General features: G+C 67.3%; 25 protein-coding genes, 4 tRNA genes and 2 pseudogenes. 18 read left to right on the forward strand and 13 right to left on the reverse strand.

The features are described 5' to 3' along the window. Positions 1–286, forward strand: a pseudogene (locus N415_RS31480) (hypothetical protein); the annotation flags it as partial. 191 nt (positions 287–477) lie between these two features. Here the strand turns inward: N415_RS31480 and msrB are convergent. Genes msrB through N415_RS14620 form a run of 4 tightly spaced genes read right to left on the reverse strand, consistent with a single transcriptional unit; the run spans position 478 to position 4,588 of the window. Beyond that, positions 478–888, reverse strand: coding sequence for a peptide-methionine (R)-S-oxide reductase MsrB (gene msrB / locus N415_RS14605; protein WP_068107097.1), 411 nt, complete (start codon positions 886–888; stop codon positions 478–480). 9 nt (positions 889–897) lie between these two features. Then, positions 898–2,235 (reverse strand): arabinofuranan 3-O-arabinosyltransferase, encoded by a 1,338-nt coding sequence (gene aftC, locus N415_RS14610; protein ID WP_239645552.1) that lies wholly within the window; start codon positions 2,233–2,235, stop codon positions 898–900. A 13-nt stretch (positions 2,236–2,248) separates the two neighbouring features. Next, positions 2,249–3,808, reverse strand: a complete 1,560-nt coding sequence (locus N415_RS14615; protein WP_068183051.1) for an alpha/beta fold hydrolase — start codon at positions 3,806–3,808, stop codon at positions 2,249–2,251. Positions 3,809–3,832: 24 nt separating this feature from the next. Then, positions 3,833–4,588: a pyrimidine reductase family protein gene (locus tag N415_RS14620; RefSeq protein WP_068182896.1), complete on the reverse strand. Its 756-nt coding sequence runs from the start codon at positions 4,586–4,588 to the stop codon at positions 3,833–3,835. Here N415_RS14620 and zapE point away from each other — a divergent pair. Next, positions 4,587–5,663: a cell division protein ZapE gene (gene zapE, locus N415_RS14625; protein WP_068182898.1), complete on the forward strand. Its 1,077-nt coding sequence runs from the start codon at positions 4,587–4,589 to the stop codon at positions 5,661–5,663. The genes N415_RS14620 and zapE overlap by 2 nt on opposite strands. Here zapE and N415_RS14630 read toward each other — a convergent pair. The 3 genes from N415_RS14630 to N415_RS14640 are packed head-to-tail and all read right to left on the reverse strand — an operon-like array spanning position 5,620 to position 7,412. Next, positions 5,620–6,156: a GNAT family N-acetyltransferase gene (locus N415_RS14630; RefSeq protein WP_068182901.1), complete on the reverse strand. Its 537-nt coding sequence runs from the start codon at positions 6,154–6,156 to the stop codon at positions 5,620–5,622. The genes zapE and N415_RS14630 overlap by 44 nt on opposite strands. Further along, on the reverse strand, positions 6,144–6,653 hold the full coding sequence (locus N415_RS14635; RefSeq protein WP_068182904.1) for a hypothetical protein: 510 nt from the start codon (positions 6,651–6,653) through the stop codon (positions 6,144–6,146). The genes N415_RS14630 and N415_RS14635 overlap by 13 nt, the downstream gene beginning before the upstream one ends. Before the next feature lie 21 nt (positions 6,654–6,674). After that, positions 6,675–7,412 carry a Clp protease N-terminal domain-containing protein gene (locus N415_RS14640; protein ID WP_068182907.1) on the reverse strand — a complete coding sequence of 246 codons (738 nt, stop codon included), beginning with the start codon at positions 7,410–7,412 and terminating at the stop codon, positions 6,675–6,677. Positions 7,413–7,559: 147 nt separating this feature from the next. Between N415_RS14640 and N415_RS14645 the strand changes: the two genes are divergently transcribed. From N415_RS14645 to N415_RS14670, 5 genes are all read left to right on the forward strand, one after another. Then, positions 7,560–7,844 carry a DUF732 domain-containing protein gene (locus N415_RS14645; protein ID WP_068183054.1) on the forward strand — a complete coding sequence of 95 codons (285 nt, stop codon included), beginning with the start codon at positions 7,560–7,562 and terminating at the stop codon, positions 7,842–7,844. A 102-nt stretch (positions 7,845–7,946) separates the two neighbouring features. Continuing rightward, on the forward strand, positions 7,947–9,437 hold the full coding sequence (locus N415_RS14650) for a sodium:alanine symporter family protein (RefSeq protein ID WP_193376453.1): 1,491 nt from the start codon (positions 7,947–7,949) through the stop codon (positions 9,435–9,437). A gap of 222 nt (positions 9,438–9,659) precedes the next feature. After that, positions 9,660–11,294 (forward strand): fatty acyl-AMP ligase, encoded by a 1,635-nt coding sequence (locus N415_RS14655; protein WP_068182911.1) that lies wholly within the window; start codon positions 9,660–9,662, stop codon positions 11,292–11,294. Positions 11,295–11,669: 375 nt separating this feature from the next. Continuing rightward, positions 11,670–12,596 carry a cytochrome c oxidase assembly protein gene (locus tag N415_RS14665; RefSeq protein ID WP_068182916.1) on the forward strand — a complete coding sequence of 309 codons (927 nt, stop codon included), beginning with the start codon at positions 11,670–11,672 and terminating at the stop codon, positions 12,594–12,596. Between the two features lie 49 nt (positions 12,597–12,645). After that, a complete protein-coding gene (locus N415_RS14670; protein WP_068182919.1) occupies positions 12,646–13,023 on the forward strand; it encodes a DUF732 domain-containing protein in 378 nt (125 codons plus the stop codon). 6 nt (positions 13,024–13,029) lie between these two features. On the opposite strand, the pseudogene N415_RS14675 reads toward N415_RS14670, so the two are convergent. Beyond that, a pseudogene (locus N415_RS14675) lies at positions 13,030–13,242 on the reverse strand (methyltransferase); the annotation flags it as partial. A gap of 122 nt (positions 13,243–13,364) precedes the next feature. Here N415_RS14675 and N415_RS14680 point away from each other — a divergent pair. Further along, the gene (locus N415_RS14680) at positions 13,365–14,012 is read left to right on the forward strand and encodes a hypothetical protein (RefSeq protein ID WP_239645554.1); all 648 of its coding nucleotides are present in this window, start codon (positions 13,365–13,367) and stop codon (positions 14,010–14,012) included. Then, positions 14,009–14,962 carry an alpha/beta hydrolase gene (locus N415_RS14685; RefSeq protein WP_068182929.1) on the forward strand — a complete coding sequence of 318 codons (954 nt, stop codon included), beginning with the start codon at positions 14,009–14,011 and terminating at the stop codon, positions 14,960–14,962. The genes N415_RS14680 and N415_RS14685 overlap by 4 nt, the downstream gene beginning before the upstream one ends. On the opposite strand, the gene N415_RS14690 is transcribed toward N415_RS14685, so the two are convergent. Then, entirely contained in the window at positions 14,959–15,879 is a 921-nt protein-coding gene (locus tag N415_RS14690; protein ID WP_068182930.1) for a cation diffusion facilitator family transporter, read from the reverse strand. The genes N415_RS14685 and N415_RS14690 overlap by 4 nt on opposite strands. A 50-nt stretch (positions 15,880–15,929) precedes the next feature. On the opposite strand from N415_RS14690, the gene N415_RS14695 reads away from it, so the two are divergent. From N415_RS14695 to N415_RS14720, 6 genes are all read left to right on the forward strand, one after another. Further along, positions 15,930–17,099, forward strand: coding sequence for a glycosyltransferase (locus tag N415_RS14695; protein WP_068182933.1), 1,170 nt, complete (start codon positions 15,930–15,932; stop codon positions 17,097–17,099). Positions 17,100–17,368: 269 nt separating this feature from the next. Then, a complete protein-coding gene (locus N415_RS32260; RefSeq protein ID WP_068182936.1) occupies positions 17,369–17,659 on the forward strand; it encodes a hypothetical protein in 291 nt (96 codons plus the stop codon). A gap of 123 nt (positions 17,660–17,782) precedes the next feature. Further along, positions 17,783–18,085: a hypothetical protein gene (locus N415_RS14705; RefSeq protein ID WP_068182940.1), complete on the forward strand. Its 303-nt coding sequence runs from the start codon at positions 17,783–17,785 to the stop codon at positions 18,083–18,085. A gap of 109 nt (positions 18,086–18,194) precedes the next feature. Continuing rightward, a complete protein-coding gene (locus N415_RS14710; protein WP_068182943.1) occupies positions 18,195–18,542 on the forward strand; it encodes a DUF732 domain-containing protein in 348 nt (115 codons plus the stop codon). A 93-nt stretch (positions 18,543–18,635) separates the two neighbouring features. Then, a complete protein-coding gene (locus N415_RS14715; RefSeq protein ID WP_068182946.1) occupies positions 18,636–19,136 on the forward strand; it encodes a hypothetical protein in 501 nt (166 codons plus the stop codon). Positions 19,137–19,211: 75 nt separating this feature from the next. Further along, positions 19,212–19,496, forward strand: coding sequence for a hypothetical protein (locus N415_RS14720; protein WP_068182947.1), 285 nt, complete (start codon positions 19,212–19,214; stop codon positions 19,494–19,496). Positions 19,497–19,517: 21 nt separating this feature from the next. On the opposite strand, the gene N415_RS14725 is transcribed toward N415_RS14720, so the two are convergent. Then, positions 19,518–19,907 (reverse strand): hypothetical protein, encoded by a 390-nt coding sequence (locus N415_RS14725; protein ID WP_068182951.1) that lies wholly within the window; start codon positions 19,905–19,907, stop codon positions 19,518–19,520. Positions 19,908–19,976: 69 nt separating this feature from the next. Here N415_RS14725 and N415_RS14730 point away from each other — a divergent pair, with 69 nt between their 5' ends. After that, complete coding sequence (locus N415_RS14730) at positions 19,977–20,420, forward strand: hypothetical protein (RefSeq protein ID WP_152531391.1); 444 nt, start codon at positions 19,977–19,979, stop codon at positions 20,418–20,420. 161 nt (positions 20,421–20,581) lie between these two features. Beyond that, a complete protein-coding gene (locus tag N415_RS33235; protein WP_068182956.1) occupies positions 20,582–21,148 on the forward strand; it encodes a PE family protein in 567 nt (188 codons plus the stop codon). An 815-nt stretch (positions 21,149–21,963) separates the two neighbouring features. On the opposite strand, the gene N415_RS14740 is transcribed toward N415_RS33235, so the two are convergent. The 3 genes from N415_RS14740 to N415_RS14750 all read right to left on the reverse strand — a co-directional run bounded on the left by N415_RS14740 (position 21,964) and on the right by N415_RS14750 (position 22,228). Further along, positions 21,964–22,038, reverse strand: a tRNA-Val gene (locus N415_RS14740). A 14-nt stretch (positions 22,039–22,052) separates the two neighbouring features. Further along, positions 22,053–22,126 (reverse strand) — tRNA-Cys (locus N415_RS14745). A gap of 29 nt (positions 22,127–22,155) precedes the next feature. Next, positions 22,156–22,228 (reverse strand) — tRNA-Gly (locus tag N415_RS14750). Positions 22,229–22,405: 177 nt separating this feature from the next. Here N415_RS14750 and N415_RS14755 point away from each other — a divergent pair. After that, positions 22,406–22,477: transfer RNA gene (locus N415_RS14755), tRNA-Val, on the forward strand. Positions 22,478–22,494: the final 17 nt, after the last annotated feature.

Raw genomic sequence — 22,494 nt, forward strand, 5'->3', positions numbered from 1 at the left:
CATCTCCGGCAATGGCGGCGCCGGCGGCATCGGTGGGTTCGGCTACACGACCGGCGGGCACGGCGGGGCCGGCGGTACGGCTGGGCCGATCGGCAACGGCGGAGTCGGCGGCGCCGGCGGGGAGGGCCTGGTCACCGGGGGCAACGGCGGTGACGGCGGCGTGGCCGTGCTGATCGGCAACGGCGGCAACGGCGGCAGCGCCGGGGGCGGCCCGACCCCGGGCACGCCCGGCAAAGGCGGCGCCGGCGGCAGCCTGTTCGGTCAGCCCGGGATGGACGGGGTGTAGGCGCCGGGCGCGCCGGGTGGGCGGTTCACGCCTCACCCGTCACTTTTGTCACCGGACGGTCGGGGTTGGCTTTCTGCCCGCCTCACAGCGACAACTCGCGGGGGGGCGCCGCGCGGGCACCTACCGCGCGGCCAATCACGTTGTCGCTCTGAGGCGGGCACAGCGGCACATCCCGCAACCGGAGAACGCCCTTACGCGCCCGTCGGCACCAGGCGCAGCGAGATCGAGTTGATGCAGTACCGCTGATCGGTCGGCGTCGGATAGCCCTCGCCGGCGAACACGTGGCCCAGGTGGCTGTGGCAGTTCGCGCACAGCACCTCGGTGCGCGTCGTGCCCATCGAGTGGTCGGGGCGCAGGATCACCGCGTCCGAGTTCGCCGGGTCGAAGAACGACGGCCAGCCGCAGTGCGACTCGAATTTCTCTGTGCTGCGGAACAATTCGGCGCCGCAGGCCCGACACTGGTAGATGCCTTCCGTCTTGGTGTCGGTGTACTCACCGGTGAACGGCCGCTCGGTGCCGGCCTGGCGCAGCACGTGAAACTCTTCGGGGGTGAGCTTCTGGCGCCACTCGTCGTCGGTCAGCTGAAGCTTGGGGGAAGTCATGCGTCCACGCTAGCTCGAATGGCGGTGACCCGCTGCGCCCGGCTCCGCCGCGCTTGCGATCACCGCGTCGCGCTCGCGGTCAACGGGCACCCACGCCGGATCGATGCCTTCGTCCAGCCGGTTTTCGGCCTTGGCGTCCAGGTAGCGGAAGTAGAGCACCGTGAACACCACGATCAGCAGCAGCGACCAGCCGTAGGTGATCTTGAGGTAGTGCAGCGCGCGGCCGTACCGCATGTGTTGGTAGATCAGCCAGTCGTCCAGCGCCAGGAACCCGTAGACACCCAGCCACGCCGGCCAATTGCGGATCAGCGAGTTAGGCAGCACCACCGTCATCAAGAAGGGGAACAGCATCATCGAGTAGTAGCCCTGGGCCAGCGGCAGCACCAGCCAGGACCACAGCAGCAGCACGCCCGACGAGCTGGTGTACCAGAACAGCGGGTCCAGGGTTCGGTAGTAGCGGTACAGCAGCCACAGCGCGCCGATCGCGAGCAGCGTGAACAGAACCCGCAGGAACACGATCAGCCAGGTGGGCAGCCCGAAGTACACCCCGTTGCCCTCGATCGAGCTGTTGAAGTAGTCCCGGACGCCGCCGATGTAGGGAAGCGTGCGGGTGACGAAGTCCATCGGGTCGCTGACCAACGGCCACGCGGCCGCGTTGATGACGACCGGGACCACGATCGCGGGCACCAGGGTCCGCCACTGGCGGTTCAGCAGCGGCAGCAACAGCAGCGGTCCCAGCACGGGTTTGAGCGTCAGCGTCAGCCCGATGACCGCCCCCGCCCACCACTGATCGCCCACCTGGCCGTCCAGCAGCCACCTCAGGAAAAGCACCTCGGCCAGCAGCACGCAGCCGTTGATGTTGGTGAACACCAGGGTGCTGGTCACGCTTTCGGTGCAGAACATGGCCAGCAGTAAGGCGGGCGCGGCCACCGAGGACAGCGTGAATTTGAACAACCGCAGCAACAGATACCAGGCGAGCAGGATCGCGACGGTGTTGATTCCGATGAACAGATACCGCGACGGCGTGAAGGACAGGTACCCGAAGGGCGCCATCAAGAGCGTGCCGCCGGGCGGATACAGGTAGTGCGGGTCGACGTAGTCGAAGTGCTCGTTGTAGATGTCCCAGCCGCGCCGGAAGTTCAGCACCGCCCGGTAGACCGGCTTGAAGTCATCGGTGATGTTGCCGTTGAGCGTGAGGATGATGCTGCGGTGCAGCACTGACATGATGGCCAACGGCCACAACACCGACCGCACTACCGTCGCGGTGCTCGGTGCGCTGGTGCGGGGACGGAACGCGGCCAGCACCGAATCGCGCAGGCCGGTTCGGGTCGAGTCAGCTGCCGTCACGAAGCGCAAAGTATCAGGCGGGACAGTAGGTGTCGGTCCCGGGCAGTTTGCCGCTGTTGAGATAGCCGATCAGCGGCGCGACGGCGCAGGGCGAATAGATGCTGGCGCCGTGGCCGATGCCCTGCCACATCACCCGCTTGCTGGCCGCGTTGGCGTTGATGATCATGGCCGCGGTCGCGGCGGCTCCCTCGTTGCCGACGATCGGGTCGTTCTGCACGCCCGCCAGCAGGACGTCCACCTTGAGGTCCTTGGGCGGCGCGGGCGGCGGAATCGTCGGCCAGTGCACGCATTTCACCAAGTTCAGCGCGGCTACGGTGCCGAACTGGGGATACAGCTTCGCCCACGCCACCACGAGCTCGCGCACCCGGTCCGGGGTCGGCCGGTTGATGGAATCGCTGCAGGAGTTGACGAACTGGCCGTCCGAATCGGTGAGGGAGTAGGCGTGGGCGATCAGGTTGTTCAGCTGGTTGGCGTCCCCGGAGCGGGCGGCCGCCAGCGCGCCGGCCAGGCTCTGGGTGGCGCCGACGCGTCCGCCGGAGGGGAATCCCAACGCGACGGTGATCGCAGTGGCCACCGCGGACACCGGCGCGCCGCCGGGCCCCTTGCCCGCGCGGGCGTCGGCCAGCATCGCGCTGATGGCGCCCTTGGGGTCCGGGCCCAGCGGGCAGTTGACGGCGACGCACTGGGCGGCGAACGCGTCGAGCGCGGCCTGCTGGCCCTTGACCTGTTGCTCGGCGGCGGCCTCGGCGTTGACGCCCAAGGCAATTGGGGAGTCGAGGATCAGCCGGGCGACCCGGTCGGGCCGCGACGCGGCATAGGCCAGCGCCACCTGGGCGCCGTTGCCGATCCCCACCAGCGCGACCGCCGGCACGTCCCACAGGCTGCGCAGCCGCTCGATGTCGGAGGCGGCGTGCGAGTTGTCGTAGGCCGAGGAGCCCGGGGCGATGGCGTCGGTGCAGTTGGTGGTGGCGGTGTTGGAGAGGTCGGACAGGTTGGCGACCGGGTCGTCGCCGGCCTGGAACTGCGCCTGGTCGCGCATGGCCTGGCGGTCGAGCTGGTCGCGGCAGTCGATGGGGCTCGACATGCCGATGCCACGGCGGTCGACGGCCACGATCGGGTGGGTTTGCAGCACGTCGGCGCCGCCCCGGGCGAGCCAGGCGGGCAACTGCGTCGACGACGGCAGGTCCGAGCCGGTGGTGAAGACGAGCGGCCCGGCGTCGTGCGGCGTCTTGTCCGAGCGCGCGCGGACCACGCCGATGCTCAGCGTTCCCGACCCGCCGCCCGTCGGGTCGAGGTCGGCGTCGTAGTTCGCGCAGTCCAGCTGCACGCCGGGCGCCGCGGGGACAGCCGCGTCGCCGAACACCTTCGCCGTGCAGTCGCGCCAGGACAGGTCGTTCTTGGGGGCGGCGATCGGCGGCGGACCGGCCGGCGGGGGCTTCGAGGTGGGCACGCCCTGGGGGCGGGCGCCGGAATTGGTGGCGAAGCGCGGGTCCGCGCCCAGGCCGGGGACGCAGCCGGCGATCAGCGCGCTCACCGCCACCAGGATTGTGGCGGACGCGATCTGCCGACTCATGCCGACCACAGTAGCTTCGACTTTTCAGCCCCGGACGTAACGGGCGTATAGGTAGCCGGCGTCGTCGGTGAGCAGGTGGGCGCGGCGCATCCGGGTCAGCACCTGGCCCGGGCCCGTCGCGATGCGCCGGGCCAGCCCGCCGACCAGGTAGGGCGCGATCGTCAGGCACAGCTCGTCGAGCAGGTCGCGGTCGACGAACGCGCCGAGCAGCATCGGCCCGCCCTCGGTCAGCACGTGGCGCATTCCGCGCGCCGCCAGGGCCGCCAGCAGGGCGGCCTCGTCGACCTGACCGGGATCGCCGCCGGAGCACTCGAGCACCTCGCACAGGTCGCCGAGTCGCCGGCTCGTCTCCGCGGCCGACGCCGCGCAGGTGAGCACCAGGGGCGGCACCTCGGTGCGGGTGAACACCGCCATGTCGCGGTCGAGGCGGCCGGACTTGGTGACGATCGCCAGCTGCGGGACCTCGCTTTGCCCGCGGGTCTGCCGGGCCTGTCGCTGCGCGACGGCCAGGTGCGCGCCGGAATAGCCCTCGATGCGCACGGTGCCCGCGCCGACCACGATCACGTCGGCCAGTTCGCGCAGCAGGTTGAAGATGTGCCGGTCGCCGGGCCCGCCCATGGTGCCGCTGCTGCCGTCGGCGGTGGCGCCGCCGTCCACGCTGGTGATGAAATTCGCCCGCACGCATGTGCCGTCGGTGTCCGGATAGCCGTACAGGCGGGCGAGTTCGGCGTCGTCGATTTCCCGCGTCGACCCGAGCAGCGTCAACCGGGTCTCTGGCATGAGCTTGATTGCAGCACGCCGCTACAGTTCGTGCATGCACGGGGGCCGCGTGGGGCATCTGGTGGATCGGCATCCGACCGTGTCGCCGGAGCGATTGATCGCCCAATTGCGGCCGCCGCCAACGTTCGCCGACGTGAGCTTCGCGTCGTATCGGCCCGATCCAAGGGAACCGAGCCAGGCGGCCGCCGTCGCGGCCTGCCAGGACTTCTGCCGGCAGGCCGTGGAGCGGCGGGCCGGCCGCCGAAAACTGTTGGGCAAGCGCGCCGTGCTGCCCGGCGTCGGGCTGTATCTCGACGGCGGCTTCGGCGTGGGCAAGACCCACCTGCTCGCCTCGGCCTACTACCAGCTGCCGGGGGAAGGGCCCGAGCCGCCAACGCCCAAGGCCTTCGCCACCTTTGGCGAGCTCACCCAGCTCGCCGGGGTGTTCGGCTACGTCGAATGCATCGACATGCTGGCGGGTTACACCGCGGTGTGCATCGACGAGTTCGAGCTCGACGACCCCGGCAACACCACCCTGATCTCGCGGCTGCTGTCCTCGTTGGTGGAGCGGGGGGTGTCGGTGGCGGCCACCTCGAACACCCTGCCCGAGCAGCTCGGCGAGGGCCGCTTCGCCGCCCAGGACTTCCTGCGCGAGATCAACACGCTGGCAAGCATTTTCACCACGGTGCGGATCGAGGGGCCCGACTACCGGCATCGCGGGCTGCCGCTGGCGCCGCAGCCGCTGTCGGACGAGGAGGTCGCCGCGCGTGCCGCGACCGTCGACGGGGCGACGCTGGACGATTTCGACGCGCTGTGCGCGCACCTGGCCACCATGCACCCTTCGCGGTATCTGACGCTGATCGAGGGCGTGACGGCGGTGTTCCTGACCGGCGTGCACGGCATCGACGACCAGAACGTGGCACTGAGGCTGGTGTCGTTGACCGACCGGCTTTACGACGCCGGCATCCCGGTTGTCGCCTCCGGCGCGCCGCTGGACACGGTGTTCAGCGAGGAGATGCTGGCCGGTGGCTATCGAAAGAAATATCTGCGGGCTACGTCGCGGCTGGTGGCGCTGACCCAAGCTCGCGAACCATGAGGTAGTCGTTCTCGAGGCGGGCGCCCACCCGAAAGGTCCTGGTGCCGTTGACCGTAAAGCCATGCTTGGCGTAAAAGCGTTGCGCGCGTTGGTTTGCCTGGTTGACGCCCAGCCAGACGCGCTGCGCGCCCCACTTCTCGGCGGTGGCCACGCTGAGCTCCATCAGCGCCGCCGCCGCCCCGGTGCCGTGGTGTTCGGGCAGCACGTAGATCTTCGACAGCTCGGCGGAGTCGGTGCCATCGCGAATCACCATGGCGTAGCCGATGATTCGGCCGCCGCGCGCGGCGGTGATGATCGCGCGGTCCGGGTCGGCCAGGTATTCGGCGAAGCGCTCCGCCGACAGGTTGGCGTCGATGAACGACGCGATGTCTTCAGGAGCGGTAGTGGGCGGGCAGGCTAGCGGAAAGGTTTGCGCGGCAACGGTAGCCAGGTCCCCGGCGTCAACCGGGCCCGTGGCGACCGTCAGAGATTCCCCGCGGATCAAAGATTCCATTGGGCGAGGTGATAGCCCGTCTTCTTGTCCAGCAGGACCACGGTGGAGACCGGGTCGCGGTAGGCGTCCCAATACACCGCTCCGCGCACGATCGCCCCGTTCGGCGCGTTGACGAGCACGTTGTCCAGCGCGTCGGGCGCGTCGGAGGCCCGCGGCTTGTAGGCGTCGGCGAACGGGGTGACGCCGTCGAAGCTGAACTCGGTCGCCATGATGAACGGATTGGGCACCCGGACCGCGCGAATCGTCACATCGGCGCGGTCGACGGTGCTGCCCGGGAAGCTTTTGATCGGAACGCCCTCGCGGGTGTAGCCGAATCCCGGCGGCGGGTCGCACGGGGCCACGCTGCTGACGGTGACGTCGGCGACGTACTTGCCGGTGTCCACCCGCAGGGTGTCACCGAGGTGACCGATCGGCGCGTCACCCGCCCACGCGCGCGGCGCGGAGACGTTCGCGACCGCGACGATCAAGATGGACAAGGCAATCAGCCAGCGGTGCATCCTCGCATGATTGCACAGGCGCTACGGCGAAGGGGAGGGGTCGGTCCCGGCGCTCAGCGATTCGAGCGCATCGACCAAATCCGTTTCGACGCGCTCCTTGTCGACGCCGCACCGGTGCAGCGGTCCCGCTCCGTCCTCGAGTTCGAGCAGCGCCAGCAGCAGGTGTTCGGTGCCGATGTAGTTGTGGCCCAGCCGAAGTGCCTCGCGGAAGGTCAGCTCCAGCGCCTTGCGCGCCGGGCCGCTGGACGGGATGAGCTCAGGGGGTTCGCCGGCCGCCGGGGGCAGGCTGACGGCCGCCCGGATGGTGTCGGGGTCCACCTTCTGCCGCTTCAGCAGCACCGTCGCCAGCGCGGCCGGGTCGGTGAGCAGGCCGAGCAGCAGGTGGTCGGGGGTGATCTCGCTGTTGCCGGCCTCGTGCGCGGCGTTCTGGGCCGCCACCACCGCGCTGCGGGCCCGGGGCGTGAACCGCCCGAAGCCCTGCTCGGGGTCCAGCGTGGTGGGCTCGGCGCGGGGAACGAACCGCTTTTGGGCGGCCTGCTTTGTGACGCCCATGCTTTTGCCGATGTCGGTCCAGGAGGCGCCCGACCGGCGGGCCTGGTCGACGAAGTGCCCGATCAGGTGGTCGGCGACCTCGCCGAGGTGCTCGGCGGCCAGGACGGCGTCGGCGAGCTGGTCCAGCACGTCCGGGTGCACCCGTTTGATGGCGTTGATCAGCTCGTCGAGGCGGACGGGATAGGCGATCGGGGTCGGTTCGGACATGCCGTCAACGGTAGGTTGACGAACGCGCGGTTGTCAACCTCAAGTTGACGCCTCGTTTCGGGTGCGGCCGTCCGTCCCCTCTGGCACGATCAGGGGGCTGTGAAACCGCTGATTCTCACGCTTACGAGCCTTGCCGCCCTGGTCGGCATGGCCGCGCCCGCGCGGGCGGACTACACCGACGACGCCTTCCTCACCTCGCTGCGCGCGGCCGGCATCACCTTCCCCGACCCGGGGCCCGCAATCGGTGCCGGGAAATGGGTGTGCGACGCGGTGGGCAAGGGGACGCAGATGGTGGACGTCGTCAAGACGATCCAGGCCCAGAATCCCGGGCTGCACGGGGACAACGCGGCCCGGTTCACCGCGATCGCGGCCAACGTGTATTGCCCGCAAACCCTGGCCGCCAGCGGCGGGAAGGTCGACGGCGTCTCGTAGCGTCACTGGATCTTTACAAACACGCCGGCCAACGGCGGGTTAACGAAACCTGACGTCAACATTTCACGCTTAGTCTGCTGCGAACAGCGGCCCAGGTGGGGGATGGATTTGGACTTCGTTCAGTCACGGGTCATCGACCCGCTGAGCAATGCCCTGAGTTGTCATGTCCTCGTTTACCTGTTGATCGGCGTCGGCGTCTATTTCACGGTCCGCACCCGATTCATTCAGATCCGTTACTTCGGGCGCATGCTTCGCCAGCTCCGCAGGTCCCATCGCCAAGACGGTGGGATCTCGTCTTTTCAGGCCTTCTGTGTCGGCCTCGCGTCCCGGGTAGGCACCGGAAACATCGCCGGCGTCGCGATCGCGCTCACCGTGGGAGGGCCGGGCGCGATCTTTTGGATGTGGGTGGTGGCCGGGGTCGGCATGGCGACCGCGTTGATCGAGGCCACCCTCGCCCAGGTCTTCAAGGTCCGCTCGGGCGACGGCGCCTTCCGGGGCGGGCCGGCGTTCTACATCCAGCGCGGCCTGCGCTCGCGGGCGGGCGGCGTCTTCTTCGCCGTTCTGCTCGTGGTCACGTTCTCGACCGCGTTCAACATGGTGGAGACCAACGCGATCAGCGGGGTGCTGAAGTCGTCGCACGGCGTCGACATCGGTTGGACGACAATGGGTCTGGCCGTGCTGGCGGCGGCGGTCCTGTTCGGCGGGGTGCGCAGCGTCGCCAAGTTCGCGGAATGGGTCATCCCGGTCGCCGCGCTGACGTACGCGTCGCTGGCGTTGGCGATCGTGGCGGTCAACATCTCCGCGCTGCCGGGGGTGCTCGAGGAGATCGTCGGCGGGGCCTTCGGGATCAGGCAGCTGGCGGGTGGTTTCGCCGGCGGCATCGCGACGGCCATGCTGACCGGGGTCAAGCGCGGCCTGTTCGCCTGCGAGGCGGGGATGGGCAGTTCGCCCAACATCGCCGGCGCCGCGACGGTGTCACATCCCGTGGAGCAGGGCCTGATTCAGTCGCTCGCCGTGTTCGTCGACACCATGGTGATCTGCACGGCGACGGCGTTCATCGTGCTCATGGCGGGTCCGGGCGTTTACGATCCGGCGCGTACCGGCTCGATCGCGGGCGCCAGCCTGACCCAGTCGGCGATCGCCGCCGGCCTCGGATCGTGGACCACCGCGGTGATGACCGCCGTCGTCTTCGTGTTCGGATTCGCCTCGGTGCTCAGCAATTACGTGTGCGCCGAGGCCAATCTGTTCTTCCTGGGCGGACGGCACCTGGCAACCAACGGGCTGAAAGTCGTGACGCTAGGGGCGATCGTGTTCGGCGCGATGTCCCAGCTGAAGTTCGTCTGGGCGCTCGCCGATCTGACGATGGCGCTGATGGCCATCGCCAACCTGGTCGCGATCTGCCTGCTGAGCAAGTGGGCGTTCGCGACGGTGCGCGACTATCACCGCCAGTCCATGCGCGGCGGCCATCCCGTCTTCATCGCCAGCGAGGCCGGGCTGCCCGGCACGCTCGCCGGCGACATCTGGGAAGTCCCGGAGCGCCGGCAGGTCGGTGCACTGCCCGAGTCGTTGCGGCTGAGCCGGCCCGCGGCGTAGCCGACGACCGGGCTCGGCGCCGATTGTCACAATTAGGACCGCGTTCCGCGCGCTGCGCTGTGTGCAGGGCATCGGCTCGATAAAGTCGGCGCGTCTGACACGCCATCTGGGCTGAATACGAAGGGTTTTAGCACTCTCGCAGTCATCGTCGACGCCAAAAGTGCTCGACGACGGCCGACCCCCAGCGGCTTGCCCCAAAAACACCTAAGCCGAAGGAATGTCGTGAGCCGATTCACCGAAACGATGTACTACAACGCCCGGTGGAGTCCCAAGGGGATGGTCACCGGGGAGCCGCACGCGCCCGCAAGACATACCTGGGCCGAGGTGCACGAGCGGGCCCGCCGCGTGGCGGGTGGACTGGCCGCGGCGGGCATCGGGCACGGCGACGCTGTTGCCGTGCTGGCAGGCGCACCCGTCGAGATCGCGCCCACCGCGCAAGGCATCTGGATGCGCGGCGCCAGCGTGACCATGTTGCATCAGCCCACCCCCCGCACCGACCTGGCGCGTTGGGCCGAGGAGACAACCGGCGTCATCAACATGATTTCGGCGAAAGCCGTTGTCATCTCGGAGCCGTTCATGGCCGCAGCGCCGGTGCTGTCGGGTCTCGGAATCACGGTGCTCACCGCCGCGACGCTGCTCGCGAACGCCCCCGTCGGCCCCGTCGACACCGGCGACGACGACGTGGCGCTGATGCAGCTGACGTCGGGCTCGACGGGGTCGCCCAAGGCGGTTCAGATCACGCACGCCAACATCGTCGCCAACGCGGAAGCGATGATGGTCGGCTGCGACTTCGACCTCGATACCGACGTGATCGTCAGTTGGCTGCCGTGCTTCCACGACATGGGCATGACGGGCTACCTGACGGTGCCCATGTACGTCGGTGCTGAGCTGGTGAAGGTCACGCCGATGGACTTCCTGCGCGATACGTTGTTGTGGGCCAAGCTGATTGACAAATACAAGGGCACCATGACCGCCGCGCCCAACTTTGCGTACAACCTGCTGGCCAATCGGTTGCGTAGACAGGCCACGCCCGGGGACTTCGACCTGTCCTCACTGCGGTGGGCGCTCTCGGGCGCCGAGCAGGTGGACCCGCTCGACGTCGAGGACCTCTGCGAGGCCGGGGCGCCGTTCGGCTTGAAGCCCGAAGCGATCGTCCCCGCCTACGGCATGGCCGAGACGACGGTTGCGGTGTCGTTCTCCGCGTGCGGAGGCGGCATGCTCGTCGACGAGGTGGACGCCGACCTGCTGGCCATCCTGCACCGCGCGGTCCCCGCGACCCGGGGACATACCCGCCGGCTCGCCTCACTGGGCCGGCCGCTGGAGGGGTTGGAGCTGCGGATCCTCGACGAGGAGGGGAGCGTCCTGCCGGCGCGCGGCGTGGGCGTCATCGAGGTACGCGGCGAACCCGTGACGAATGGCTACACCACAGTGGCCGGGTTCGTCGCCGCGCGGGATGAGCGGGGCTGGTATGACACCGGCGACCTGGGCTATCTCACTGAGGACGGCAATGTCGTGGTGTGCGGGCGGCTCAAGGACGTCATCATCATGGCTGGCCGCAACATCTACCCGACCGACATCGAGCGCGCCGCCTGCCGGGTGGCCGGGGTGCGGCCGGGCTGTTCGGTCGCGGTGCGACTCGACGCCGGGCAATCGCGCGAGACGTTCGTGGTGGCGGTGGAATCCAGGGAGTACGACGACCAGGCGCAAATGCGCCGCATCGAGCGCCAGGTGGCGCACGAGGTGTTCGCCGAAGTCGATGTCCGCCCCCGAAACGTGGTGGTGCTGCAGCCCGGGATGATCCCGAAAACCCCGTCGGGCAAGCTGCGGCGCACCCACGCGCTGGGCCTCGTCAGCTGAATCGGCAATCTTGGTCTCACATCGAAACCACGCGGGCCGGCACCAACCCGCGGTCGCGGCCAAGCGCGGCGCCGCGCCTTTTACGACGGTGGCGTAGCCGAGGAATCGCTCTTCGGGCCGTCGGAGAACGTAGGAAGTTGCACCGGTTCCGAATCGCGACTGGCGTCGGGGACGACCTCAGGTTCGTAGCGATGTGAAAACAATTCGGACGAATTCATGTATGCGCGGTCCTCAAATTGGTTCGTGCGATCGATTCGTGAGCTGCTCATCTCCACAGAAAATGTCGATGGTGGCAGTGCCCAAGACGAACGTCTTACCAACCAATCTACATGCGAGCCCCGAAGCGGCGGCTGAGCCGGCAATAAGCTAAGGACCATGCGCGTCGATCCGGGCCCGCTGACGTGGTCCGCCCTGGTGCAGAGCTGGCAGCTGGACCTCGCCTCCGCGGCGGCGATCGTGCTGGTGGCCGCCGCCTACGCCTGGTGTGCCCGGCGCGGTCGCAGCGTGGGATCCGCGCAGGCCGGCTGCCTCGTGGCCGGCGTGGCGGTGTGGGCGCTGGCGACGATGAGCGCGATCGGCGTCTACGCCTACGCCCTGTTCTGGGTGCGCGCGCTGCAGGTCCTGCTGCTGCTCTACGTCGTGCCGTTCTTCATCGCGCAGGCCAAGCCGGTCACCGTGCTGCGCGACGCGCTCGGCCAGCCCGGGCGCGATCGCCTCGACCGGCTGCTGGCGAGCCGGTTCGCGCGGGCGCTCGCGCACCCGCTGACCACGTCGCTGGCGATGCTGGGCACGCCGTGGCTGCTCTACCTGACGCCCTGGTATACCGCGTCCCTGCAGAACGAGTGGGTCGGCGCACCCACCCGAATCCTGTTGGTAGCGATCGGTTTTGGCTACTTCTACGCTCGACTGCAGGCAGACCCCGTTCCGCGCCGGTACTCCCAGGCGATCTCGCTGCTGATCACCGTCGTCGAGGCCCTCGGCGACGGGGTGCTCGGGTTGGTCGTCTGGCAGGGCTCGTTGATCGGCGCGGCGTACTACGCGCAGCTGCACCGATCCTGGGGTCCCGATCAGCGCCTCGATCAGACGATCGGCGCGGGCGTCCTGTGGATTCTCGGGGACCTGGTCGGCTGGCCGTTCGTGCTGCTGCTGATGCGTGCCCTGACCCGGGACGAGAAGGCGCACGCGGTCGCCGTCGACGCGGAGCTGGACGCGGCCGAAGCGACCGAGACCGAAAGCGCCGAGCCGTCGGGATTGTGGTGGGAAAACGATCCCCAACTGCGCGAGCGATTCCGGCGCGGCTAGGTCGGCCGAGGATGCGGGAACCGCACGAGTCTGGCACGATGGCGGCGTCATGAGACTGCTGTGGGGGATAGCAACCGTGGTCGCCGTGCTCGGCCTGGCCGCGCCGGCGCACGCCGATCCCGACGCCGACCCCAACGCCGCCGCCGCTAGCGACCCGGCAACCGACGCGGACTTCCTTACCGCGCTCAAATTCGCCGGGATCTCCTACCAGGACCCGAACGCCGCGATATCGGCCGCCAAGACGCTGTGCCAGTTGGAGGACACCGGGGCGACCGAGGACGAAATCATCGGAAACCTTCAGCAGCGCAACGGGTTTAGCGGAAATGGCGCCGCCAAGTTCACGGTGATCGCGGTCGGGGCCTACTGCCCCAAGTACATCACCGGCGAGGGCCGCGGCCCCAAGCCCGAGGGCGCCGTCGGCGACTAGCCCCGGTTAGACCGCGCGGCCCTCGATGATGCTGAACCGCGACGCGGTGTCGATGACGCCCGTCATCTCGAAACCGGCCTCGTCGAACAGGCGGCGGTATTCCGCGGCGGTGCGTTCGCGGCCGTTGTTGATGACGAGCATTTCGATGTCCACCCATTTGGCGACCGACTCGCAGTCGTCTTCGGGCATGACCGTCTCGACGAGCAGCACGGCGGCCCCGGGGGGTGGCCGCCGGCTTGTCGAGTGAAGTCATGTGCGGATTCTTACCACGGAAGGGATTCGGCATCCGCTATGTTGCGCGTGACGTCGGCAACCGCCGACCACGGCGACAGGAGCCAATGGTGAGCAAAGCATCGGTTATGGCGGCCGGGATCGCGGCGAGCGCGCTGGTGGTCGGCGCCGCGGCCACCGGCTGTCAAAGCAACAAGTCGTCCAGCCCGTCGTCGGCACCGGCGTCGGCGACATCCTCGACAACGTCGACCCCGGCCGCGTCATCGAGCAGCGCCACCCCGCGGCCCTTCGACTACAGCAACATGCTGATCAAGCCGACCGACATCGTCATGCCCGGCGATACGTTCACCCTGTCGCAGACCCTGCCGGTTCCCAATCCGGCGGGAACCGAAGGCGTGTTCATGAATCAGGCCGGCACCCGCAAGGTCGACGACACCATCTACGTCTATCCCGACGCCGCCGCGGCATCTCAGGCGCTCGACCAGAGCGCCAAGGGGATTCAGGAGCTCAGTGTGAAGGCGGCGCCGACACCGGCCGACGTGGGCACCGGCGGCCAGCTCGCCGTCGGCCCGTCGCCGGACGGCGCGAAGTCGAAGGCGATCGTGATGTTCACCGAGGGCAAGGTCTTTGCGGTCCTCGAATTCGAGAGCCCGCCGGACGATCCCGTGCCGTCGGACGTTGCGCTCGACCTCGCGAAGAAGCAGGACGCCGCAATCAAGAGCGGGCTGCCCGACTGCTGCGCCGCGAGGCCGTCGTGAGAACGGGTTTGGCCTCGCTCGGTGCGGCCGGCCTATTGGGGTGGGGGGCCGCGCGGGCGATGGCGTCGCGAATAGCGCGCAACCCGGATCCCCTTCCGCGGGAACGGCTTCTGGCCGAGCCCGAGGGTGAGCAGGTTTCCATCACCCGGCCCGACGGCACCGTCCTGAACGCGTTGGTCGCGGGGCAGGGGCCGCCGGTGGTTCTCGTGCACGGCTACACCGCCCGGATCCTCGAGTGGAATTTCGTGTGGGACGAGCTGCAGGCCAGGGGCTTTCGCGTCATCGCGTTCGACCAGCGCGGCCACGGACGTTCCACACTCGGTTCCGACGGCATCGGGTCGGAGCCGATGGCGGCCGACCTCGCCGCGGTGCTGCAGCACTTCGACGTTCACGACGGCGTGCTCGTCGGGCACTCGATGGGCGGATTCGTCACCATCCGCACCGTGCTCGACCACGCCGACGTGGCGCCCCGGCTCCGCGGGCTGGTGCTGTTCGCCACCTGGGCGGGTCGCATCCTCGACGGGGCACCGCAGAACCGGCTGCAGATCCCGCTCCTGCAATACGGCATCCTTCAACGGATGATGCGCAACGACACCGTCGCGACGCTGTTCGGTGCCGCACAATGCGGCACGCGCCCCGCACCGACGATGGTCTCGGTGTTCATCGACTTCTTCAACCAGCACCTGGACGAACACGGGCCGCTGCTCCCGATCGTGCGGGCCTTCTCGCAGGAGGACCGGTATCCGCGGCTGGGCGAAATATCGGTACCGACGGCGGTGATGGTCGGCTCCGCGGATCGCACCACGCCGACCAGTCATTCGCGCCGCCTCGCCGAGGGCATTCCCGGCGCCCGGCTGGTGACGGTGCCCGACGCGGGACACCTGCTGAACTGGGAAGCGCCCGACGAACTGATCAAGGTCGTCGAATCGTTTCCGGCGCAACGGGTTTAGGCGGCCCGCGCGGTCCAGCTGAAGCTGTGCATCTCGGGAATCAGAGGCGTCAGCGCGGACGCGACGCTGCGACCGACGCGATCAGCTTCCGCGAGTGGGGTTTTCGGGTCAAGGAAGCCTTCGACCTCGACCCGTAGGGTGCGACCGGTCCAACGGGCCCGCGCGTGCGCGTGCACGACGCCGGCAACCGAGGCGGCCGCGGTTTCGGCCGTCGTGATGATTTCCGGGTCGACGCCGTCGAGCAGCCGGTGCGCGATGTCGGCGGTCACCTCCCAGCCGACGTGGCAGATGAACGCCGTGACGACGATTCCGGCGACCGCGTCCGCCCAGCCCCAGCCGAGCGCCACGCCGATCAGGCCCAGCATCGCCCCGGCCGAGGACAATGCGTCGAGCCAGGAATGCTTGGCGTCGGCCACCATGGTCGCCGAGCGAATCCGCCGGCCCACCGCCAGCTTGTAGCGGGCCACCAGTTGATTGCCCGCGATGCCCACCGCCGCGGCGGCGATGCCCCAGCCCACGTGCCCGGTCCCGCCGTGGCGGAGCAGCTTGGTGACGCTTTCGAATCCGGCGACCGCGGCGCTGCCCCAAATCACCAGCGCCACACCGATGCCGGCGAGGTCCTCGGCGCGTTCGTAGCCGTACGGATAACGCTCCGTGGGCAGTTTGCGGGACGCCCGGAAACCGACGAACACCAGGGCGCTGGTCGAAACGTCCGACAGGTTGTGCAGCGCGTCGCCGAGCAGCGCCACCGACCCGGACACCAGCGCGATGGCCAGTTCGACGAGGCCGGTCAGCGCCAACCCGACCGCGCTGACGGCGACGGCGCGATTGGCCTGGCGGCGCTCGCCCGCATCGTCGGCCAGGGTCTCGAGGGGAAAGCTCGCCGCGGGGTCGCGGACTCCGTTGATCACGTGCATACCGCCAAGGCTACGAGCTTGCGACCACCGCCGTGCGTTAGGTTCCGTCCGTGAAGTTCGTGGTGGCAGGCTACGGAAGCAGGGGCGATGTCGAGCCCTGCGTGGCCGTCGGCCGCGAGCTGCTGCGCCGGGGCCACGAGGTTCGCATGGCAGTCTCGCCCGACAAGCTCGGCTTCGTCGAGTCGGCCGGGCTTACCGCGGTCGCCTACGGGGAAGACACGCGCGAGCGGATGGATTCCGCCGAGCGATTCGTTCGCAAGGTGGACAACCCGTTCGCCGCGCTGCCCGAAGTGATGGAGCAACTCACCAGGGTTTGGGCGGACAAGACCGCCACGCTGACGTCGCTCGCGACCGACGCCGACCTGCTGTTGGCGGGATTCAACGAGCAGGAGCTGGCCGCCACCGTGGCGGAGTATCGCGGCATTCCGCTGGCCGCGCTGCATTTCTTCCCCACGCGCGTGTACTCCACCGGGGTGCTGTATTCGAACATCGTCAAGGACGTCGCGGCGGCCCAGCGCCGCTCGCTCGGGTTGCCCGAAGCGCCCCCGCCGGCGTCGTCGTTGGAAATCCAGGCCTATGACGAGCTCTGCCTGCCCGGGCCTGCGTCCGACTGGGTGGAAGCGGACGAGCGGCGGCCGTTCGTCGGCGCGCTGACGCTGGAGTTGCCCGCCGACGCCGACGACGAGGCCCTGTCGTGGATCGCCGCGGGGACGCCGCCGATCTGCTTCGGCCTGGGCAGCACGCCGGTCTCGGCCCCGGCGGAGCTGGCCGCCATGATCGGCGCGGCCTGCGCGCAGCTGGGGGAGCGGGCGCTGATTTGCAGCGGCCCCAACAACTTTGCCGATCTGCCGCGCCCCGATCATGTCAAGATCGTCGATGCGGTCAACCATGCGGCCGTGCTGCCGGTGTGTCGCGCCGTCGTGCACCATGGCGGCGCCGGTGTGACGGCGGCGGGTCTACGCGCCGGAATCCCGGCCCTGGCGCTCTGGCTCTGGCTCGATCAGCCGATGTGGGCCGCCGGCCTCGAACGACTGAAAGCCGGTGCCGCGCGCCAGCTTTCGATGACGACCCAGGAATCGCTCGTCGCCGACCTTCGCCGCATCCTCGCCCCGGACTACGCCGCGCGGGCCCGCGACGTCGCCGCCCTTATGACCAAATCCGCCGAAAGCGTCGCCCGCGCCGCCGATCTGCTCGAAGATGCCGCCTCGAGTTGCGCCTAGCCCTCGCGTATCCCACGCTTGGAAAATGGGGTGGCTCGTCTCGCGTCTGATTCTTCCGGCAATGGTTACCGGCGTGATTGCGAGCGTTGTCGCGCCGGCGAATGCACCGGGCGTGGTGCCGCTCGGCTGCGGGATCACGTGGACGCGCACCGGTGGTGTGTGGATCTACCAACCGGACTGTCCGCAACAGCCGCCGCCTTCGCAGCCGTCACCGGAGAGCCCGCCGCCTGGCCCGCCACCGCCGCCGCCGACTCCGTAAGCTTCCGCTCGTGGCATATGACGTTCACATCCGAACCGCCGACGGCGGTGTCCAATACCCCAACGCATTCAGCTACGACATCAAAGACGGGATCCTGATGGTCGAGGTCGGCGACGACGTCGACCATGCGGACAAGATCTACTTCTCGCCGGGCTACTGGCAGCAATATGTGGTCGACCCATTCGGCGACGACCCCCTCGACCTGGAGCTCGATGTCTTCGACGACGAAGACGAAGACGAGGACTACGACGAAGACGAAGACGTCGAAGAAGAAGACGAGGACGAGGAAGGCGACGAATAGCCGTCGCCTGACTTGGTGACGTCGGTCACCTTTGCCTCCGATTTGGGCAGCCCTGCCGTCGCTCCGGTGTTGCACAGGACGGTTGTCGCATCAGACGGCCACCCTGATCGGAGCGAGGCAGACATGGGGCACATCACGACCACGACCGGTGGACACCACAGGACCCGCGACTTGGAGGCCGCCGCGTTCTGGATCTTCGGCGGCATCATCCTGTTGGTCGCCTTCGGCGACGCGGTGGCGGTATTGGCCGTCGCGGTCGCGGTGGTGGCGTCGGTCGCGTGGATCTACCGCAAGATTGCGCACCGCTGGGTGCGACACGACGCGCACCCGGCTCCCGTGACCCATCTTCGCTCAGAGTGGGCGGGGCAATTCGACGTGAAAGAGGCTCCGGCACAAGCGCTGTCGCACCACCCGCACGCCGCCTAGATAATCGCTTCAAAAGCCGACTATTCAACTCTTCATAATCTGCTTTTTCCCGGCTCTCCACTATTCTTCTACGGCAACCTCAACGCCGAGGAGAGAGAGAGCGCATCAAATGTCCTCACTTCGCTGGCTCGCCGGGCTGGCCATTCCCGTCGTGACCGGCGCCGCCCTGGTTTCCGGCGCCGCGATCGCGACGGCCGATCCTGTTGACGACGCGTACCTGTCCCAACTGCGCGCCGCCGGCTTCAGCTGGCCGCCGGACCACGACGAGGCCCTCACCGCGATGGGCCGGCTCATCTGCGACGATCTCGGGTGGGGTTGGACCTATGACCAGATCACCCAAAACATCCACTCCACTTTGGACCCGAGGAACGTCACGTTCGGGGAGATCGGATCCATGGTGAGAATCGCGCACGCGACCTATTGCCCCCTGCAGCAATGCTGGGCCGCTCATTGCTGAGCGGTCCCTTTTCCGGCGTGAAATAAAGGTATAGAAGGGGTATATGCACTTCGCTCTAGTTCCGCAGTTGTCGCGGACTGAGAGGAGAAGCCGATGACCCCGAATGGTCTGAGCGGTCTTGTTGGTTTGTGTGCCGCACCGCTCGCTATCGCCCTGTACGTTGCCCCGGCCGCATCCGCCGACGCCGCGTCGTGGAACGGCACCTACGCGATCACGTTCATGGTCGGCCCGAAATCCGGGACCAGCATGGCGGTCGGCGACCCCGAGGTGCAGCACACCGACACCTACGGGTTCCGCTCGAGCTGTTCGAGCGGAAAGTGCGTCGCCACCATCGTCAGCGGCCCCCCGCCAAGCAACCCGACGGTTCCGCAACCGGTCCAATTCACCTGGGACGGGTCGTCGTGGACCCAGGTCAGCGATTTTCAGTGGGACTGCATGATGCCTGACACCAGCATCCAATGGAATCCGGCCCACTCCACCGTGCGCTACACGCCCCAGCCCGACGGGTCGCTTTCCGGCGTCATGCACACCGAGATCCTCAGCGGCGCGTGCCAGGGCACCATCGACATGGATATGAAGGCCGAGCGGGCGTGACACGCTAAGCCATTGCGCTGCAATGCAATTTGCCTAATCCTTTGTCTCCAACATGCGCGGCGATACGATACGACCATGCGTTTCACCTATTTCGCTGCCGCGGTGGGCATCGCCATCGCGCTGCTGGGAGCGTCGCCCGCCCACGCTGACTACAGCGGTTTCACTCGTTGCGTGGGAGGCATCAAGCAACTACCGCTGAATGAACCGGACCCACAAAACTTCCAACGCGTTGGCGTTATCGAGCAGGACCTCAAATCTGGTGTTTCCCCCGCCGCGGAAGCTCAGAAGGTGGCGGGGATGGGATTCGACCAGCAGACCGCCGCCACGATTGTGCAGTGCATCATCGAGGAGAACCCGTAGTCGCGACGCTTTGAAGGCAATTCAGTCGGTCTTGTGCCAGGTTTGGCAGCTGCGCGTCAAGAACGCCTTGTCGGTTGGCGCGATCATCACCACCTGAGGGCCTGTGCCGATGTCGCTATCGATGATGTGGGTCGAATTCAGGCTGCTTAGCCGCGCCCAATAGCAATCGGATCCTCCCTCAGGGCTGGGACCGCCCGAGCGATAGGTGCCCGCCACGATGTCGATGCCGACCCGATAGGTCCCGTCGGTTTCGATGACGGTCCTGGGGGCGAACGGTGGCGGGGGAGCGGTCACGGTGACCGTTTTGGTGATTTCCACAGCGGACGTCACCGTCGTCGCCGTCTTGCCCGACCCGCCGCAACCTGCGAGAACTATCGCCGCGCCCGCGATGGCGATCTGCTTGCCGTGCATTGAAGGAGGGTAAGCAACGGATGCTCGGACCTCCAGTGCAGGCGGAGGTGGTGATGTCAAGCTAAACGCGTGTCGAGGGTTGATCTGCCGGCCGCCCGGACGTTTGCCACAGCGGCCACCTTCGCCGCCGTCGCTGTCGGGGCGGCCGCTCCCGCGTCTGCCGCTCCCGTGATGAGCGGCCATTACCTCAAGACCACCACCGATCCCGGCGGCGGCCGCGCTTTCACCGAGAATTGGTACTTCACCCCCTGCGGTGACGGATGCGCCGACATGTCGAGCCCAGCGTCCGGCGTCAGCGGCCGGGCGATGTTGGTGGATGGTCAGTGGACGCTTGATAGCACCGAGGACATCGTGTGTAAGGGCGGTGTCACTGAAGGTAATGCGGCGAACGCCCACTACACCTGGGATCCGAACACCCTTGCCGGCACGGTCCAAGTCGTCCAAAACCGGGGCGTCTGCGACCATCCGCCGCAGTCGTATTCGTTGAGCTTCCGACTCACGAAGGCGCCCTGAAAAAGGCGCTCTGAACGGCGTTTGCCCAAGACTCCGGTCGTGGAAGGGGCCGGCGTCGCAAGTAAGGCTTTCGCCCGCCGGTTGTCGAAAGAGTAGTCGCCTACTCATACCGATCCCCGAGGAAGACCGCATCCTGAGTGGGCGGCCAAGGAGGTAGCGAGATGTCCTATGTGATTGCGGACCCAGAGATGATGACGGCGGCGGCAGGGGACTTGGCAGCCATCGGCTTGAACGTCAACGCGGCCCACATGGTGGCGGCGGCTCCAACCGTCGCGGTGATACCCGCCGCCGCCGATGAAGTGTCGACAGGTATCGCGCACCTGTTCTCCCAGCACGCTGCGAACTATCAGGCGCTGGCCGGTCAGGCGGCTGCATCTTATGAGCAGTTTGCTCAGCACTTGACTGCCAGTGCGGGCGCGTATGCCAGTGCTGAGGACGCCATCGCCGCGTTGTTGCAGAACAATTTGTTGTCTGAGATCGCAACCGGGTGGTCCGCCTTTCTTGCCACGTTGCCTGAAGGTTCACTGGAAACAGCCCTTCTGTTACTTCTGGGCGTTATTTCAATTCCATTTTTATTCGCTCTTGGCATTCTACTTCTTGGCGTTGTGTTGCCACTCGCCATAGCGATTTTCCTGCCACTCGGCATCGTTTTTCCGTGGGCATTCGTCGGGCTCGTAGTCGGAGGGTTCATTTTGGGTTCGCTTTCGGAGTCACTGGCGGCTCTTTAGGCGGGCGTCGACGACCGACCAGCATTCAAAAGCCCGCAAAGGACAAATGAGAGCCATGACGGCCCAGGAAATAGGCGGACGCAGTTCCACAGGGTGATACTTACCGCATCGCCCGCCATCTCGGCATAACAGGCTTCAGGGTATTAACGGCGATACCCACCAGGCTTTCTCGCCGCTTATCGACGCCGCTCCTAACGGACCCGCCGAGGTAACCCGCATCGGAAAGCCGAACAGTGCCTCATGGCACGCACCACCCGACACGCTGCCGCTCACTCCGGTGATCCGCATTAAGCGTGTCCGCTGGTTAGACGGGGCTCTTTGAGCCATTCCCAACTAACCGTGAAAGTACAACTCGACAACGAAAAATGAGTACTACAAAAGAATATGACGCGATGTCCGAGACATCTTATTCGGGCATCTACAGAATGCTTCAAGCAGCTTATGGACAAGGAGAACCAGCAGCTTCATGCTCCGCCTTCGCCTCGACGACTAGTCGGAGATTGTCCGGTAGCTGCCTGGAAGAAAAGATGGCCATATTGCGCCGTATTTACCATCCGTCCGGCATCGAGGCTGCGGGGGGAGCGCTTGGGTCGTCGCGGTCCGCGCGCCTTAGAAGGTCTATTAGGTCGTGCGGCTGTTCTTCGTCCTCGTCCAACGCTTCAACACCTTCCAAAAAGCGCTTCACCCTTCGATGCTTGGCCGCAAGATCCCGTTCCGCCTCTTTACGTTCCCGTATGAGGCGCTGACTCTCAGATACCTTTTGCGCGACCCGCTGAGCCTATTCCCGGGTACTGCTTTTCTAGCTGCGAAAACTCTGGTGCGCGATACTGGGATTGAACCAGTGACCTCTTCCGTGTCAGGGAAGCGCTCTCCCGCTGAGCTAATCGCGCCTGGGGGTCAAACTTGGAGGTGGAGACGGGAATCGAACCCGTGTGCACGGCTTTGCAGGCCGTTGCCTCACCACTCGGCCACTCCACCGCGGGGGATTGATGCCACTTGCACCTTCGAGCGGACGACGGGATTCGAACCCGCGACCCTCACCTTGGCAAGGTGATGCGCTACCAACTGCGCTACGTCCGCGCGCAACGAGCGAGATCGTCGCCCGGTGCGAAGGACGACGATAGTCCACCCGAGCGGGCGCACACAAATCTCTTGGTTACGTTGCGGCTCTAGGCTAGCGCGCTCTCCGACGCACGCGGCGAGTTCGGCGCTGCCCGATTCGTGCTACCCTTCGACGTCGTTCGCCCGTCGGCGCCGGGTCCCGTGGCTCAGTGGAAGAGCGTCCGCTTCACACGCGGAAGGTCGCTGGTTCGATCCCAGCCGGGACCACACTCATCAGTGCAGCT

This window comes from Mycobacterium sp. UM_CSW, assembly GCF_000455205.1.
In the GTDB taxonomy this organism is placed as follows: Bacteria; Actinomycetota; Actinomycetes; order Mycobacteriales; family Mycobacteriaceae; genus Mycobacterium.

Excerpts from the sequence above, each read along its gene's own strand:
- msrB (WP_068107097.1), bottom strand. The coding sequence starts at position 888 with ATGACTTCCCCCAAGCTTCAGCTGACCGACGACGAGTGGCGCCAGAAG.
- N415_RS14615 (WP_068183051.1), bottom strand. The coding sequence starts at position 3,808 with ATGAGTCGGCAGATCGCGTCCGCCACAATCCTGGTGGCGGTGAGCGCG.
- zapE (WP_068182898.1), top strand. The coding sequence starts at position 4,587 with ATGAGCTTGATTGCAGCACGCCGCTACAGTTCGTGCATGCACGGGGGC.
- N415_RS14620 (WP_068182896.1), bottom strand. The coding sequence starts at position 4,588 with ATGCCAGAGACCCGGTTGACGCTGCTCGGGTCGACGCGGGAAATCGAC.
- N415_RS14630 (WP_068182901.1), bottom strand. The coding sequence starts at position 6,156 with ATGGAATCTTTGATCCGCGGGGAATCTCTGACGGTCGCCACGGGCCCG.
- N415_RS14635 (WP_068182904.1), bottom strand. The coding sequence starts at position 6,653 with ATGCACCGCTGGCTGATTGCCTTGTCCATCTTGATCGTCGCGGTCGCG.
- N415_RS14640 (WP_068182907.1), bottom strand. The coding sequence starts at position 7,412 with ATGTCCGAACCGACCCCGATCGCCTATCCCGTCCGCCTCGACGAGCTG.
- N415_RS14645 (WP_068183054.1), top strand. The coding sequence starts at position 7,560 with ATGGCCGCGCCCGCGCGGGCGGACTACACCGACGACGCCTTCCTCACC.
- N415_RS14650 (WP_193376453.1), top strand. The coding sequence starts at position 7,947 with ATGGATTTGGACTTCGTTCAGTCACGGGTCATCGACCCGCTGAGCAAT.
- N415_RS14665 (WP_068182916.1), top strand. The coding sequence starts at position 11,670 with ATGCGCGTCGATCCGGGCCCGCTGACGTGGTCCGCCCTGGTGCAGAGC.
- N415_RS14670 (WP_068182919.1), top strand. The coding sequence starts at position 12,646 with ATGAGACTGCTGTGGGGGATAGCAACCGTGGTCGCCGTGCTCGGCCTG.
- N415_RS14690 (WP_068182930.1), bottom strand. The coding sequence starts at position 15,879 with ATGCACGTGATCAACGGAGTCCGCGACCCCGCGGCGAGCTTTCCCCTC.
- N415_RS14705 (WP_068182940.1), top strand. The coding sequence starts at position 17,783 with ATGGGGCACATCACGACCACGACCGGTGGACACCACAGGACCCGCGAC.
- N415_RS14710 (WP_068182943.1), top strand. The coding sequence starts at position 18,195 with ATGTCCTCACTTCGCTGGCTCGCCGGGCTGGCCATTCCCGTCGTGACC.
- N415_RS14715 (WP_068182946.1), top strand. The coding sequence starts at position 18,636 with ATGACCCCGAATGGTCTGAGCGGTCTTGTTGGTTTGTGTGCCGCACCG.
- N415_RS14720 (WP_068182947.1), top strand. The coding sequence starts at position 19,212 with ATGCGTTTCACCTATTTCGCTGCCGCGGTGGGCATCGCCATCGCGCTG.
- N415_RS14725 (WP_068182951.1), bottom strand. The coding sequence starts at position 19,907 with ATGCACGGCAAGCAGATCGCCATCGCGGGCGCGGCGATAGTTCTCGCA.
- N415_RS33235 (WP_068182956.1), top strand. The coding sequence starts at position 20,582 with ATGTCCTATGTGATTGCGGACCCAGAGATGATGACGGCGGCGGCAGGG.